General features: G+C 54.1%; 15 protein-coding genes and 1 tRNA gene. 9 read left to right on the forward strand and 7 right to left on the reverse strand.

Features of this window, described 5'->3' with window-relative positions; genetic code table 11:
- The first annotated feature begins 41 nt into the window (after positions 1-41).
- Positions 42-368 carry a c-type cytochrome gene (locus SYN8016DRAFT_RS05380; RefSeq protein WP_006853309.1) on the forward strand — a complete coding sequence of 109 codons (327 nt, stop codon included), beginning with the start codon at positions 42-44 and terminating at the stop codon, positions 366-368.
- Here SYN8016DRAFT_RS05380 and SYN8016DRAFT_RS05385 read toward each other — a convergent pair.
- The 4 genes from SYN8016DRAFT_RS05385 to SYN8016DRAFT_RS05400 form a co-directional block, all read right to left on the reverse strand.
- On the reverse strand, positions 344-613 hold the full coding sequence (locus SYN8016DRAFT_RS05385) for a YciI family protein (RefSeq protein ID WP_006853310.1): 270 nt from the start codon (positions 611-613) through the stop codon (positions 344-346). The two genes, SYN8016DRAFT_RS05380 and SYN8016DRAFT_RS05385, sit on opposite strands and share 25 nt — an antisense overlap.
- A 198-nt stretch (positions 614-811) precedes the next feature.
- Positions 812-1,618 carry a tryptophan synthase subunit alpha gene (gene trpA, locus SYN8016DRAFT_RS05390; RefSeq protein WP_038013421.1) on the reverse strand — a complete coding sequence of 269 codons (807 nt, stop codon included), beginning with the start codon at positions 1,616-1,618 and terminating at the stop codon, positions 812-814.
- Between the two features lie 28 nt (positions 1,619-1,646).
- A complete protein-coding gene (locus tag SYN8016DRAFT_RS05395; RefSeq protein ID WP_006853312.1) occupies positions 1,647-1,994 on the reverse strand; it encodes a DUF3007 family protein in 348 nt (115 codons plus the stop codon).
- Positions 1,995-1,998: 4 nt separating this feature from the next.
- Complete coding sequence (locus SYN8016DRAFT_RS05400; RefSeq protein WP_006853313.1) at positions 1,999-2,250, reverse strand: NAD(P)H-quinone oxidoreductase subunit L; 252 nt, start codon at positions 2,248-2,250, stop codon at positions 1,999-2,001.
- Positions 2,251-2,307: 57 nt separating this feature from the next.
- Between SYN8016DRAFT_RS05400 and SYN8016DRAFT_RS05405 the strand changes: the two genes are divergently transcribed.
- Positions 2,308-2,393: transfer RNA gene (locus SYN8016DRAFT_RS05405), tRNA-Leu, on the forward strand.
- A 126-nt stretch (positions 2,394-2,519) separates the two neighbouring features.
- On the opposite strand, the gene pyrC is transcribed toward SYN8016DRAFT_RS05405, so the two are convergent.
- Both pyrC and SYN8016DRAFT_RS05415 read right to left on the reverse strand, forming a co-directional pair.
- The gene (gene pyrC, locus SYN8016DRAFT_RS05410) at positions 2,520-3,602 is read right to left on the reverse strand and encodes a dihydroorotase (protein WP_006853314.1); all 1,083 of its coding nucleotides are present in this window, start codon (positions 3,600-3,602) and stop codon (positions 2,520-2,522) included.
- The gene (locus tag SYN8016DRAFT_RS05415) at positions 3,603-5,279 is read right to left on the reverse strand and encodes a SulP family inorganic anion transporter (RefSeq protein ID WP_006853315.1); all 1,677 of its coding nucleotides are present in this window, start codon (positions 5,277-5,279) and stop codon (positions 3,603-3,605) included. It abuts the gene before it with no gap.
- Between the two features lie 103 nt (positions 5,280-5,382).
- On the opposite strand from SYN8016DRAFT_RS05415, the gene SYN8016DRAFT_RS05420 reads away from it, so the two are divergent.
- The 7 genes from SYN8016DRAFT_RS05420 to SYN8016DRAFT_RS05450 all read left to right on the forward strand — a co-directional run bounded on the left by SYN8016DRAFT_RS05420 (position 5,383) and on the right by SYN8016DRAFT_RS05450 (position 12,487).
- Entirely contained in the window at positions 5,383-6,486 is a 1,104-nt protein-coding gene (locus SYN8016DRAFT_RS05420) for a calcium/sodium antiporter (RefSeq protein WP_006853316.1), read from the forward strand.
- Between the two features lie 87 nt (positions 6,487-6,573).
- Positions 6,574-7,074, forward strand: a complete 501-nt coding sequence (locus SYN8016DRAFT_RS05425) for a DUF2231 domain-containing protein (RefSeq protein ID WP_006853317.1) — start codon at positions 6,574-6,576, stop codon at positions 7,072-7,074.
- Positions 7,071-7,691: a DUF2231 domain-containing protein gene (locus SYN8016DRAFT_RS05430; protein ID WP_006853318.1), complete on the forward strand. Its 621-nt coding sequence runs from the start codon at positions 7,071-7,073 to the stop codon at positions 7,689-7,691. Before SYN8016DRAFT_RS05425 ends, SYN8016DRAFT_RS05430 begins: the two co-directional genes overlap by 4 nt.
- Positions 7,688-8,623 (forward strand): cytochrome c oxidase subunit II, encoded by a 936-nt coding sequence (locus SYN8016DRAFT_RS05435; protein ID WP_006853319.1) that lies wholly within the window; start codon positions 7,688-7,690, stop codon positions 8,621-8,623. The genes SYN8016DRAFT_RS05430 and SYN8016DRAFT_RS05435 overlap by 4 nt, the downstream gene beginning before the upstream one ends.
- A gap of 8 nt (positions 8,624-8,631) precedes the next feature.
- Entirely contained in the window at positions 8,632-10,320 is a 1,689-nt protein-coding gene (locus SYN8016DRAFT_RS05440; RefSeq protein ID WP_006853320.1) for a cbb3-type cytochrome c oxidase subunit I, read from the forward strand.
- 4 nt (positions 10,321-10,324) lie between these two features.
- Positions 10,325-10,930 carry a heme-copper oxidase subunit III gene (locus tag SYN8016DRAFT_RS05445; protein ID WP_006853321.1) on the forward strand — a complete coding sequence of 202 codons (606 nt, stop codon included), beginning with the start codon at positions 10,325-10,327 and terminating at the stop codon, positions 10,928-10,930.
- Between the two features lie 39 nt (positions 10,931-10,969).
- Positions 10,970-12,487, forward strand: a complete 1,518-nt coding sequence (locus tag SYN8016DRAFT_RS05450) for a GMC oxidoreductase (protein ID WP_006853322.1) — start codon at positions 10,970-10,972, stop codon at positions 12,485-12,487.
- A 22-nt stretch (positions 12,488-12,509) separates the two neighbouring features.
- Here the strand turns inward: SYN8016DRAFT_RS05450 and gorA are convergent, their stop codons facing one another.
- Positions 12,510-13,871: a glutathione-disulfide reductase gene (gorA, locus tag SYN8016DRAFT_RS05455; protein ID WP_006853323.1), complete on the reverse strand. Its 1,362-nt coding sequence runs from the start codon at positions 13,869-13,871 to the stop codon at positions 12,510-12,512.
- Positions 13,872-13,913 lie beyond the last annotated feature (42 nt).

A 13,913-nucleotide genomic window follows, 5' to 3' on the forward strand; every position in this document is an offset into this window, starting at 1 on the left:
AAACAAGGCAGCAAACTATGGCTGTATGGCCATCTGTGAGCATGATTCGACTCCTCTCATCCATCCTGCTGGCCGTGCTGCTCTTGTGGCCATCGACTGCACTTGCCATGGAGTCCGGAGCCTCGTTATTTCAAAATAATTGTGCTAGTTGCCACCCCAATGGCGAAAACATTATTCGTCGCGGGCGCACACTCAAAATCAAAGCTTTAACCAAGCGTGGAATTGATAGCAGTGAGGCCATCGCGCAAGTCGCCCGAGAAGGAATCGGACAAATGAGTGGGTACGCCGATGCCCTTGGGGATGGCGGGGATGTGATTGTGGCCGAATGGGTTTGGCAACAAGCTCAAAATGCCTGGATCCAGGGATAAACATCTAGCTGAGTCCAAATTCCTTCGCGCCAATACACGTCTTGTTCGAGCAGGGCACAAACGCTGTCCTTGCTGTCTGATTCAAAAATCGCAAATACGTGCGTACTGCCCTCTGTGGGACCCAGCGTGATTAAGGTTCCCTGCTCTTTAAGCACTCGCAGTCCAGCAAGATGCTCGTCTCGAAAAGGCTCACGCTTTTGAAGTGCGCCCTCGCAATAGGTTCCCCATAGAACGAAGCGTGCCATTAGTCCATCCACCTACAAGTTATTGTTGACAATAGGATGGCATCTTCGAGGCGCACAAATCACTTGTATTCAATGAATTTACATTGGATTTGAATTGAATTTGAATTAAATTTTTATGGAATCGCTGTTTGCGATTGTGAGGAGTGAATTGCGATTCGATTTAGTTGCAATAAAGAATTTCATCAACTAGTAAAATCATCATCCAGCAGCATCCCTGAGTTGCCTGCAAAACTCTCCAGCCTCTAATGCAACTTTCCCGGGCGCTGCAGCGGCGATTCGTTTAACAAGAGCACTGCCAACAATTGCACCATCAGCTCCCCATTGTTTTACTTGCAAAACTTGTTCAGGACCCGAAATCCCAAACCCGACAGCCACTGGACCACTGTTGCAGGCCTTTAAATCGCTCACCAAAGAGGCCACACGATCTTGGAGCTTGACGCGCTCTCCAGTCACACCGGTCACACTCACCAAGTAAGTGAATCCACGGCTGGATTCAGCAATCCTCTGCATACGATTTTGTGGTGTTGTTGGTGCGACCAATAACACCAAATCCAATCCAAACGTTGCCGCCAAAGGCGACAATCTCTCGGCTTCCTCTAAGGGAAGATCGGGCACCACTAATCCTGCAGCGCCAGCAGCAGCAGCTTCCGCAAAAAAACGCTCTGGTCCCCGATTGAGGAGCGGGTTGGTGTAGGTAAACAGAATCACAGGCATGCTGAGCTGACCTTTCAAGCCAGCCAGCATCTCGATCACTTTCGCTGGCGTGGTTTTTTGCTCTAAAGCCCGATAGGCAGCAGCCTGAATGACAGGCCCATCAGCCAATGGATCCGTATAGGGGATGCCGAGCTCAACAATGTCAGCACCATTGGCTTGAAGGCTCAAAAGCACTTCAGCCGTTGTGCTCAAGTCTGGATCTCCTGCCATCAAGAATGGCATCAATGCCATGCGTTGTTCCTGAGCCGTTCGGGAGAAAACCGCTTCAATCCTTGAAAGTTGATCCGTCACAAAAAGCAGAGGGTCTGATTAACGGAGCCTACGGTTCTGAGGTCTGTTCCGATTCAGACTCATCCAAATTGAGAGAGGCCAGCAGGGCTTGCTGCTCATCCGGACTCAAGGCATCAAAACGTGCCTGAAGCTGATCGGTTGTGAGTTGGTCGTACTCCTTTCGGTAGCGGCGTCGCTGCTGCATATACGTCATCTGACCAGTCACAACCCTGAAGAGGTAGGAGCCTGTCCAGCCCACAACAATCACCACCAAAACGGCCTCAGCAGCGATTCCTGCTGAAAACCCCTCAAACCCTGCAGCCTTAAACAGCCAGAATCCAGCGCCTCCCGCGAGTAAGAGCCCCAGACCCAGCTTGAGAACACCAGCACGCGTCAAAGACTTAAACCTCTCCTTGACCGCTGAGGCGGAAATTGAGGAATGGTGCGAACAGAATCATTCCCGGAAAGAAAAAGAAAACCAGCCCGAAGACGAACAGGCGCTCAATCTTGCCCATCACGTGCCAGCGCCGATTCATCCAAAAGAAGAGTGCCAGTGGCATCACCACGAGGTAAAGGCCACCCAAGGCCAGATAGCCACCGATCACAAGCAGCGTGTCTAAGGAGACCGAAGACAGGAGATTCTCGATGGACACAGAAGACGACCTGGTTGGGGTCAATCTAAGATGTCGAGGCGGGCCTGCATGGCAAGCGGGGGCGTGGCGGAATCGGTAGACGCACGCGACTTAAAATCGTTTGGGATGAAAATCCTGTGGGGGTTCAAGTCCCCCCGCCCCCATCCGTCCAGACGCGCACTTGTTGGAGCCCACATTCCAATGTCCGCAATGGCAACTAGTGAGGCCACTATTGAGGGAGTCAAGCGTGGATCCAGCAGCTTTTGGGAAGCGAATGTGATCCTGATCCCTTAGTCCCCACCAGCCAGGTCAACAGACCAAGCCAGAGACTCGCCAGCATGAAAGAACACAGGGGCTTCTCCAGAGTCAAGTTCTCCTAAAAGACCTTGAGGGAGCGTGAGCTGGTTCGGCACGGTCTGCGGCTGACGCACCAACGCAATGGTGTCTGTGTTGAGGGGCAATCCGTAAAAGCGCGGGCCAAATTCACTCGCAAAGGCCTCTAAGCGATCCAGTGCACCCTCCTGGTCAAACACAGCGGCATAGCTCTCCATGGCGTGCATGGCGTTGAAGATTCCGGCACAACCACAGGCTGACTCCTTCCCCGCTCGGGGATGGGGTGCGGAATCGGTGCCAAGGAAAAAGCATGGAAGGCCACTCGTTGCCGCCTTAACCAAGGCACGACGATGACATTCTCTTTTGACGACAGGAAGACAGTAAAAATCACTTTTCAAGCCACCCACGAACATCGCATTGCGATTGAGATGGAGGTGATGCGGCGTAATCGTGGCAGCCAAACGCTGGTCGCCGCTTGCGACATAATCCACGGCCTGCTCTGTGGTGATGTGCTCTAAAACAATCCGCAATCCAGGGTGACGCTGACGCAAAGGGATGAGATGTCGTTCAATAAAAACCGCCTCCCGGTCAAACACATCCACATCTGGATCGGTGACCTCTCCATGAATGAGCAAGGGCATGTCGATCGCCTCCATCCTTTCCAGCAGGGGCGTAATCAAAGCCAGATCGCTCACCCCAGCCGCTGAATTGGTGGTGGCATTGGCGGGGTAAAGCTTTGCAGCAGCAAACACCCCCTCCGCAAAACCTCGTTCCAGCTCTTCGGGATCAAGGTCATCCGTCAGATACGCAGTCATCAACGGTGTAAAAACCAGGCCGTCTGTCAGCGCGTTCTCAATCCTCTGGCGATACCGCTGCGCAGCTTCCACGGTCGTAATCGGTGGGCGCAGGTTAGGCATGACAACAGCCCTTGCGAACACTCTGGCCGTGGCAAACAGCACCGCTTCCAACATGGGCCCATCGCGGAGATGGACATGCCAGTCATCCGGACGACGCAAGACCAGACGATCTGAGCAGGTCATCTAGGAAGAAAGCTCCTGAAGCTGAGGCAATTGATTGACGGCACGCAACAACACCTCATAACGACTGGCGCTGACGTGATCTTCGGGAAGAAGGTCAAGAAGCTTGAGTTTCTCCAAGCGCTTGCGTGTCGCCCCAGGGTGGACAACGATATACACCAAACGGCCTACTTCAATGGCTTCTTTGATCGCATTTTCAAGGGCCAGGGAGGCCGTTACACCGAGGTGAGACACTTCACTGAGATCAAACAACACAGCCTCACAAGCCTCAATCGCATTGTGCTCACGATTGATGGTTTTAGCGACACCAAAAATCATCGGCCCGGTTAGCTGAAAGAGCAAAAGTCGTCCAGATGCACGATCGAGCAGCGCTTGTTCATCAAGCGGCAGCGTCACATCATCATCGGTTGTACTAATTGTCTTCACCCCCTTGGACTGAAGGGCCGTCATCCGTTCAATCGTTAGAACATTGGCAACAAAAACTCCAATGAACACGGCCCAAATCAAATCGACGAGAACAGTGAGACCAATCACTCCATACGTAATGCATGCTGCTTTCATCGAAAGATGATGAGCGCGCATCAAAAAACTCCAATCGATAATGTCAAAACCAACCTTCAGGGCAATCCCGGCCAGCACAGCCAAGGGAATCAGCGAAGCCCAAGGTGCTGCCACCAAAATGACAAGCATCAAAATGATCGCTCTCACAATTCCCGACAGGGCAGAACGTCCGCCTGCCTGGATGTTGACAACCGTTCCCATCGTGGCGCCAGCGCCCGGGAGGCCACCAAATAAACCAGACACTAAATTACCTAGACCCTGGCCGATGAGTTCCTTATTGGAGTCGTGTTCTGTGCGCGTAAGGCTATCTGCCACAACAGAAGTGAGGAGGGCATCAATACAACCAAGCATTCCCAACACGGCCCCATTCACCACCATCAGCCGCAGCAAATCTGGAGTAATTCCAGAGAATGTAGGTGGCTGAAAACGAGGAAACTCAGCGGAAAACTCAGGAATTCGGCTTAAACCAGCATCCGAAAAGATGCTGAGAGATAACGCTGTTCCAACAACGAGGGCGAGAAGCTGGGGAGGACAAAAACGCTTCCAACTTTCAGGGGTAAACCAAAGAATCAGCAGCGTGATGAGCGCAAGTAAAAACTCCAGCGGTTGTGCACCGGAAATCAACTGAGGCAGACTGGATAAGGTGCCAATCACACCGCCCGTTGGACTGGTCTGACCCAAAAATGGGGCCAGCTGAAGGATGACAAGAATCACCCCAATTCCAGACATAAAGCCTGAAATCACGGTGTAAGGCATCATCGTGATGTATCGGCCTAATCGACAAAGTCCGAACAGGATCTGGAAGAGACCTGCGAGCATCACCACCATGAAAGCCAGCGCCAGCGCTGTCGATCGGTCGGGGATTTGGCTGGTGAAATTGAGGATCACCGCTGTGAAGACCACCGTCATCGGACCAGTGGGCTCAGAGATCAGCGTGGATGTCCCACCAAACAGAGCCGCCACCAGGCCAATAATCACTGCACCCCAAAGACCTGCAGCCGCACCAGCTCCAGAAGCCACGCCGAAAGCCAGCGCCATTGGAAGTGCCACCACAGCAGCCGTGAGCCCACCAAAGGCATCACCACGGATGTTGCGAGTGCTGATGTAATTAAGGAGCACCAGAGTCCCGTCTTTGAAGTTGGATAATGCTAAGTCTCTTCCTCTTTGCAGCCGTCAAGGCGAGCAAGGAAGATGGTTCTGAATCTGAAGAAGCACGGAGTCGATGCCTGACTTTCTGATCTCTACCCTCGAGCTCTTGGTGGGAATCGGACTTCTGTTCGGCGGGGGCGAGTTATTCGTCCAAGGTGCGGTCATTCTTGCCGTCATCCTCGGCGTCCCTCAGCTGGTCATTGGCCTGACGGTGGTTTCGCTTGGGACGAGCGCACCAGAATTTTTTGTCAGCATCAGTTCCGTGGTGCAAGGGGCTGATGCGCTGGCCGTCAGCAACGTGGTGGGGAGCAACATTTTCAATGTGTTGGTCGTGCTCGGCTGCAGCGCCCTCGTTCTGCCGCTGAAAGTGGAAAGCCGTTTGGTGAGAAGGGATGTCCCGCTCCTCCTTGCCGTTTCGGCGGCGGCTTGGGGGATGGCATCGGCGGGACGTGTGACCTGGCAATCAGGCGTTGCACTCTTGCTGGGTCTGGTGATTAACACCGTCTGGGAAATCCGCACAGCACGGGAGGAACCAGAGGAAATGGAGCCCGCTGAACCAGAGGTTGACTTGGAAACCGCCCAACAGGGCTGGATCAAAGCCATGGTTCGGCTGTTGGTCGGCATTGTTGTTCTTGGCTTCGGTGCCCATCTGTTGGTGAAAGGAGCCAGCGCGGTTGCCTTAAGCCTCGGTGTGAGTGAGGCCGTGATCGGACTCACCATTGTTTCGGCTGGCACCTCGATGCCTGAATTAATTACCTCTTTGGTCGCCGCATTGCGCGGGAGAACCGATCTCGCCATTGGCAATGTGGTTGGCAGCTGTCTTCTGAATCTTCTTCTGGTGCTGGCTGGAGGTGCCTTGGCCGCAGGAGCAAGGGGTCTCAATGTCTCTCCGGATTTAATCCATGACGACATGCCTGTGATGATCCTGACCAGCCTGGCGTGCCTGCCAATCTTCTGGACAAAAGGGAGAGTTTCCAGGATTGAAGGTGGATTACTCGTTGCCTTATACGTTCTTTACATCACCGATAACGTTCTCCCTCGCACAGGGCTTTCGTCTTGGTCGGACGAATTTCGGCTGATCATGCTTTGTGTTGTGCTACCAGCCGTTGTGATTCTGATTGTGGTGCAGGCCGCTCGTTACTGGAGACAGCTCAAACGCAAAGGTGTTTCAAGCTGAACAAAGACTTCTTCTTGTATTCCGTTATGGAGGGATGACTGCGGAGCAAAAGATGTACATGCTTGAAAGGCGTCAGTCAGCATTTCGATGATTGGGCTGCTCCCCACGCTCAACGACAAGAATCTCCCCTGGCTAGATGTCATTCATCCAATCGTGGTGCACTTCGTGATCGCGATGGCGATGATCACGGTGGTCTTCGACCTGCTTGGAGTGTTCACAGGGCGTCGCAACCTGTTTGAGGTGAGCTTCTGGAACTTGCTGGTAGCGACCGTGGCCATCTTCGTCGCCATCATCTTTGGACAGATCGAAGCCGGCCTAGCCACTCCTTATGGAGCTTCAAGAGACATTTTGAATTACCACAGCACCCTTGGCTGGTCGCTTGCTGCGATTCTCAGCCTCCTGACGGGGTGGCGATATGTCGCAAGACAAAAAGACCCCACAGTGCTGCCACGAGGATTTCTGATCATTGATTCAGTATTAGCAATCCTGGTGTTTTGCCAGGTTTACCTAGGCGACAAACTCGTTTGGATTTATGGCCTCCATACGGTCCCGGTGGTCGAAGCCGTCCGTAGTGGAGCTCTGTCATGACGGTCATCAGCACCATTCTCTCGCCGGTGAACGAAATCGCCGACAAACTTGGGGCGAATGATCTCCCCTACGCGATCCCGATTCATCCCAATTTGGTGCACTTCACCATTGGCTTGTTTGCTATCGGAATCGCCTTTGATTTTGCCGGAGCCTTTTACCCACTTGAGAAACGAGTTTTTCGTTTCTTAGCACTACCAGCAACACGAAGTGGGTTTCACGATGTTGGCTGGTACAACCTTCTCGCTTGCAGCGTGATCACCTTTTTCACCGTTGCGGCTGGCTTTTACGAAATGCTGCTTGCCGTTCCACTGCAAGGAGTTCGCAGCATCATTGGCCAAAACGCGATCGACACCATGCTGTGGCATGCGATCGGAGGCGTCGCCCTGCTTCTGATCATTGTGGTGATGACCATCTGGCGTGGGTTTCAACGATTTTTGTGGCGAAAAGACTTTGGTCGTCAGGTGAGCTGGCTCTATCTGGGATGCGGTGCTGTCGTGCTCCTCGTCATGGGCGTCCATGGAAGTCTTGGAGCCTGGCTTGCCAGTGAATTTGGTGTTCACATCACAGCCGATCAGCTCCTTGCTGCCGGGGCCGATCTCAATGAGGTCTTGCCATGACGAGCGCAACTCCCAAGAAGGGGCCAAATATTGGCGCCATTGTGATCATCACTGTCGCCGTCGCTATCAATCTGGTCATCTCGAAATTGATGGCGACCTGGTCTCTGAGTTGGTTCCCACCCCAAGCATCCAGTGCCGCACCTTACGTCGACAATCTGTTCGCACTGGAGACGGGGATCGGCTCATTCATCTTTTTTGGATGCACCGGCTTTATGGGCTGGGTGTTGTTATTCAACCGGGCTGGAAAGTACGACGAAAGTGATGGGGCACCGATCGAAGGCAACACCAAATTAGAAATCACCTGGACGATCATTCCCCTGGTGACGGTCTTCCTGATCGCCACTTATTCGATGAACGTCAATATGAAGCTTCAAACCCTCGGGCCGAAGCACAAATACGCCATCGGAACCGATCCAACTCTGCTGATGGAGGCAGATCCGATTGCTGAGGTGGGACCGATCGATGTCATTGCCCGTCAGTGGAGTTGGGAATTCGTTTACCCCGACGGAGTGCGCAGCTCTGAGCTGCATCTCCCGATTGATCAGCGTGTGAATTTCCGAATGATTTCGGAAGACGTGCTCCACAGTTTCTTCGTCCCGGCCTTCCGGCTCAAACAAGACATCATTCCCGGAAGCATTATTTCTTACAGCCTTACTCCAACAAAAGAAGGGCGATTCCGACTCCGAGACGCCATGTTCAGCGGTGCCTACTTCTCACAGAATCAAACGGACGTGATTGTCGAAACCCAACAGGATTTCGCCGAATGGTTAAAGACAACGGCACAACAACCGCTCCAACAGGGTCTTGATCCAAGTCGCGACCTCTATAACCGCCGCATCGCCCGTGGTGACAAGGGCTGGGCCACGGTGCCGCCCGCTCCAGCACCGATGGTGAACGACCCCGGTGATCCCTCCATTCCACACGACGCCTGAGACATGCCATGACGACGAACACCTACGACCTTCGCATTCTCAAGGCACCACATCCAGTTCCTGGGGCCCCGGACAACTGGAAGCGCTTCTTCAGTTTCAACACCGACGCAAAGGTGATTGGAATTCAATACATCGCCACGGCCCTTTTCTTCCTTTTAGTGGGTGGCCTATTGGCCATGATCGTGCGGGGCGAACTGATCACTCCTCCAGCCGATCTTGTTGACCCAACCGTCTACAACGGCCTCTACACCATGCACGGAACAGTGATGTTGTTCCTGTTTCTTTTTCCCATTCTCAACGGTTTCAACAATCTGTTGATCCCCACGATGATCGGGGCACCAGACATGGCATTTCCGAAGCTGAATGCCGCTGCTTTCTGGCTGGTGCCAGTGTTCTCCATCGTCTTGATGGGAAGCTTTTTCGCCCCAGGCGGACCCGCTTCATCGGGATGGTGGTCGTACCCACCGATGAGTTTGCAAAATCCACTCGGCCATTTCATCAATGGAGAGTTTCTCTGGATTCTTGCGGTGGCCCTGTCCGGCATCTCCTCGATCATGGGCGCCATCAATTTCGTGACGACCATCATCCGGATGAGAGCCCCAGGGATGGGCTTCTTCCGAATGCCGATTTTTGTTTGGACGGCATGGGCCGCCCAGACCATCCAGTTGATAGGACTGCCGGCTCTCACAGGCGGTGCCGTAATGCTGCTGTTTGACCTCAGCTTCGGTACCAGCTTTTTCAGGCCGGAAGGTGGCGGTGATCCAGTGTTGTTTCAGCACTTTTTCTGGTTCTATTCCCACCCGGCCGTTTACGTGCTGGTGTTGCCAGTGTTTGGAATTTTCTCTGAGCTCTTTCCCGTTTATGCACGCAAACCTTTATTTGGCTATCGCTTTGTAGCAATTGCCTCTTTCGGAATCACCTTTCTGAGCCTGATTGTGTGGGCTCACCACATGTTTTACACGGGCACACCGAACTGGATGCGTCACATCTTCATGTTCACCACGATGCTTATTGCCATCCCAACTGGAGTGAAGGTATTCGCCTGGTTGGGAACACTCTGGGCAGGAAATTTACGCTTGAGCACACCAATGCTGTTCTGCATCGGCGGTCTCATTAATTTCATTTTCGCGGGAATTACTGGGGTGATGCTAGCCACCGTGCCCATTGATATTCATGTAGGCAACACCTACTTCGTTGTAGCCCACTTCCACTATGTCATCTTCAACACCATTGTTTTTGGTGTTTTCGCCGGTATTTACCACTGGTTCCCAAAATTCACAGGAAAGATGTATTACGAAGGCCTTGGGAAAGTCCATTTCGTTCTCACCTTCATCGGAGCCACGCTCAACTGGCTTCCACTTCACTGGGCCGGCTTGCTAGGCATGCCCCGTCGCGTGGCCTCCTACGACCCAGAATTCGCCATCTGGAACGTGATTGCAAGCATCGGCGCCTTCATGCTTGGCGTCGCCTCAATCCCCTTCATCCTGAACATGGTGAGTTCCTGGGCTCGCGGACCCAAGGCTCCTCCCAACCCTTGGCGAGCGATTGGTCTGGAATGGCTGCTGCCATCCCCGCCTCCGGCCGAAAACTTCGAAGACGACATTCCGACTGTGATTAGTGAGCCCTACGGCTATGGCTTAGGCAAGCCCTTAGTCGAAGACCAAGACTTCTATATCCGTCGCTCCATGGAGGCCTAAACCTATGACCACAACCAATCCCGACTTACCCCTTAATCATCAACCCGGCCACATCAAACATGATGGGCACAACCTCACAGGTTTTATCATTTTCCTGTGTTCAGAAAGCATTATTTTCCTAGCCTTTTTCACTGGATTTGCACTGCTCAAAATCACCGCACCAGAGTGGCTTCCTGAAGGCGTTGAAGGGCTGGAAACACGCATGCCTTTGATCAACACAATTGTGCTGGTGAGTTCAAGCTTTGTAGCCTATTTTGCTGAACGGTATTTACACCAGAAAAACCTTTGGGGCTTTCGAGCTCTATGGCTTCTCACGATGGCGATGGGAACCTACTTCGTTTATGGGCAATATGTGGAGTGGTCCGAACTTCAGTTCGGACTTAGCAGTGGTGTTTTTGGCGGTACGTTTTTTCTGCTAACGGGATTCCATGGCCTGCATGTGATTACAGGCATTCTCTTAATGGGAATCATGCTGCTTCGGTCCTTTAGGCCAAACAATTACGAGAAAGGCGATATGGGTGTCACTTCAGTGAGCTTGTTTTGGCATTTTGTGGATGTTATTTGGATCATTCTTTTCCTCCTAATTTACGTCTGGCAACGCACCACCTAATCCGTCTGAGTTTTTAGATCTGCCTTCATTTTCCCCATCATGATCATCGACGACCGCCATTACGACGTCATCATTATCGGCAGTGGTGCCGGTGGTGGAACGCTTGCCGGTGCCCTAAGCAGGCAGGGGCATTCCGTGCTCATGCTCGAGCGGGGCGAGGCCATGGCGCTCGAAGATCAAAACGTGGCCGATGTGGATCTGTTCCGGAAAGATCGTTACCACCCCAAGAGTGAACGCTGGTTTGGCCCTGACGGGGATCCGTTCGCACCACAAACCACCTATTCCCTCGGCGGCAACACCAAAATCTGGGGCGCCGTGCTGGAACGCATGCGCGAACAGGATTTTGGGGAAGTCCCGTTGCAAGAGGGGATTTCACCGTCCTGGCCAATCGATTACGACCAGCTCTCCCCTTATTACTCAGCCGCTGAAAAGCTGTACCGGGTCCACGGTCGCTCTGGCGTTGACCCAACCGAACCAAGCCGCTCTTCCCCTTTTGACCATGAGCCAAAACCCCTGGTTCCCTTTCTTGAGCCCCTGCGAGAAGCGCTCAAACGCCAGGGATGTCAGCCCTATGACCTACCGCTGAGCTGGTCCAATAGCCAGGAAGATCCGAGTGGAGATTCCCAGCTGTATGGCCTCGATAATGCCGATCCTTCTCACCTAGAGATCCGAACGCAAGCCACGGTCAAGCGTTTGCACGTGAATCCGAGCGGCAGCTCCGTCAAGGGAGTGGAAGCGGAAGTAGCTGGAGAAACATGGCTTTTCAAAGCGGATCTCATCGTGCTTGCCGCAGGTGCCATCAACACTCCGGCCATCCTGCTGCGATCGCAATCCAGCCATCATCCCCGCGGCCTCAGCAACGGGTCCGATCAAGTTGGTCGCAACTTGATGAATCTGCAACTCACCTCCATCCTGCAGCTCGCGAGCGAACGCAACGACGGACGCTATGCGCGGTCGCTCGGAATCAATGACTACTACTGGGGGGACAAAAACGTCTCCTTCCCCCTCGGCCACATTCAAGCCGCGGGAGGCGTCCTACAAGACGCCCTGTTTGCAGAGTCACCGCCGGTGTTGTCCCTTGTCACCAAGATGATTCCCGACTTTGGACTGGAGCGACTGGCGTCCCGCTCGGTGGCTTGGTGGGCCATGTCTGAGGTCTTGCCCGACACCCACAACAAGGTGTGGCTCAATAACGATCAGATCCGCATCAACTACATCCACAACAACCGCGAGGCGCATGACCGACTGGTCTATCGCTGGATTGACACTCTCAAAGCGATCGAAGCCGACCCACTCACGCGCGTCGTCAATCCAGCCCCAACCCACCCCCGCGGCGAAGCACCCTTAAGCGTGGTGGGCTACGCATGCGGCACCTGTTGCATGGGCAGCAATCCAGCGGCCTCTGTGGTCGATGCCACAGGGAAATGCCATGAACTCGACAATCTCTACATCGCCGACACGAGCGTGTTCCCAAGCTGTCCCAGTGTTGGGCCGGGTCTGACGACGATCGCCTTAGCCCTGCGCTTAGCTGACACTCTCAGCGATCGCATGAGCTGACCCAACCCAAGGGATTGAGGGATCAGGTCATCGTCACAAACTCCTCTGAAACCGTCGGGTGCAAGGCCATCGTGCGGTCGAAATCAGCCTTGGTCGCCCCCATCCCGACAGCGATTGCAGCCATCTGGATGATTTCAGCTGCATGCTCTCCAACCATGTGACATCCGAGCACCTTCCCGCTGCTCGCCTCCAAGACCAGCTTCAACAAACAACGGGGACCGTGTTTTGGCAAAGCCTGAGCCATGGAGCGAAAACGGGCGCGATGAACCACAATCCGATCCGCACCGAGCTTGGCGATCGCCTCCTCTTCCGATAGGCCCACCGTGGCCAGCTCCGGCTGGCTAAAGACAGCACTCGCCACTAAGTCGTAATTCACCTGTCGAGCCGTGCTTCCAAACACGCTGTCTGCAAAGGCACGACCCTCATCCACAGCAACGGGGGTCAAGCAAATGCGATCCGTCACATCTCCCACGGCAAAAATGTGGGAGAGATTGGTGGCTTGATCTGCATTGACCGGGATCCGACGGCCCTCCACCACCACGCCAGCAGCCTCGAGCCCTAGGCCTGAAAGGAATGGTTGACGCCCAGTCGCCAACAGAACCCCGCCACAGGGCAGCCGATCCCCACTTTTGGTGACAACAGTCAAATCGTTCGGTCGGCCCTCAATCGCAGCGAGGCCTTCCCCAAAGCGAAGATCGATGCCCTTCTCCTGCATGCCCTCCTGCACAACGCCTGAAAGCTCGCTGTCGAAACCTCGTAAAAGCTGTTCACCCCGCACCAGCTGGGTCACCCCAACGCCGAGGCCTCGCAGGATGCCCGCAAATTCACAAGCAATAAATCCGGCGCCAACCACCACCACCTTGTCCGGGAAACGCTCCTGCAGAAACATGTCATCGCTCACCCAAGCGAGCTCCGCCCCTGGGACCTCCGGCCGAACAGGGCGCCCACCCACGGAAATCATCACGCGCTTGGCCTTCAGCACCTGATCGATCTCGCCCTCGCACAGCCTCGAAACGCCAATGCGATGGGGATCGAGAAATCGCCCCCAGCCTTTGATCAGCTCCACCCCCGCTTTGGCCAAAAACTCGATGTGAAGCGCATTCAGGCGATCCACTTCGTGACGAACATTGCTCAGAAGCACAGACGTATCAAACGTTGCCCCCTCCACACTCACGCCATAACTGGATGCCCCATCGAGTTGTTCGGAGAGAAGAGAGCCGTACACCAACAGCTTTTTCGGCACACAGCCACGTATGACACAGGTGCCGCCAACGCGATCTCCCTCCACAATCGCCACCTTGGCTCCATAACGGGCCGCCCGTTTGGCAGCCGCCAGACCTCCAGACCCAGCACCGAGAACCACAAGATCAAAGATTGGTTCCATGGAGCGCACTGTTTTCTCACATCTTGCCCGCAGGCTTCGGCG

The organism is Synechococcus sp. WH 8016 (assembly GCF_000230675.1).
GTDB lineage: Bacteria > Cyanobacteriota > Cyanobacteriia > PCC-6307 > Cyanobiaceae > Synechococcus_C.

Excerpts from the sequence above, each read along its gene's own strand:
- SYN8016DRAFT_RS05430 (WP_006853318.1), top strand. The coding sequence starts at position 7,071 with ATGACGGTCATCAGCACCATTCTCTCGCCGGTGAACGAAATCGCCGAC.
- pyrC (WP_006853314.1), bottom strand. The coding sequence starts at position 3,602 with ATGACCTGCTCAGATCGTCTGGTCTTGCGTCGTCCGGATGACTGGCAT.
- SYN8016DRAFT_RS05385 (WP_006853310.1), bottom strand. The coding sequence starts at position 613 with ATGGCACGCTTCGTTCTATGGGGAACCTATTGCGAGGGCGCACTTCAA.
- SYN8016DRAFT_RS05445 (WP_006853321.1), top strand. The coding sequence starts at position 10,325 with ATGACCACAACCAATCCCGACTTACCCCTTAATCATCAACCCGGCCAC.
- gorA (WP_006853323.1), bottom strand. The coding sequence starts at position 13,871 with ATGGAACCAATCTTTGATCTTGTGGTTCTCGGTGCTGGGTCTGGAGGT.
- SYN8016DRAFT_RS05425 (WP_006853317.1), top strand. The coding sequence starts at position 6,574 with ATGATTGGGCTGCTCCCCACGCTCAACGACAAGAATCTCCCCTGGCTA.
- SYN8016DRAFT_RS05380 (WP_006853309.1), top strand. The coding sequence starts at position 42 with ATGATTCGACTCCTCTCATCCATCCTGCTGGCCGTGCTGCTCTTGTGG.
- SYN8016DRAFT_RS05420 (WP_006853316.1), top strand. The coding sequence starts at position 5,383 with ATGCCTGACTTTCTGATCTCTACCCTCGAGCTCTTGGTGGGAATCGGA.
- SYN8016DRAFT_RS05435 (WP_006853319.1), top strand. The coding sequence starts at position 7,688 with ATGACGAGCGCAACTCCCAAGAAGGGGCCAAATATTGGCGCCATTGTG.
- SYN8016DRAFT_RS05440 (WP_006853320.1), top strand. The coding sequence starts at position 8,632 with ATGACGACGAACACCTACGACCTTCGCATTCTCAAGGCACCACATCCA.
- SYN8016DRAFT_RS05450 (WP_006853322.1), top strand. The coding sequence starts at position 10,970 with ATGATCATCGACGACCGCCATTACGACGTCATCATTATCGGCAGTGGT.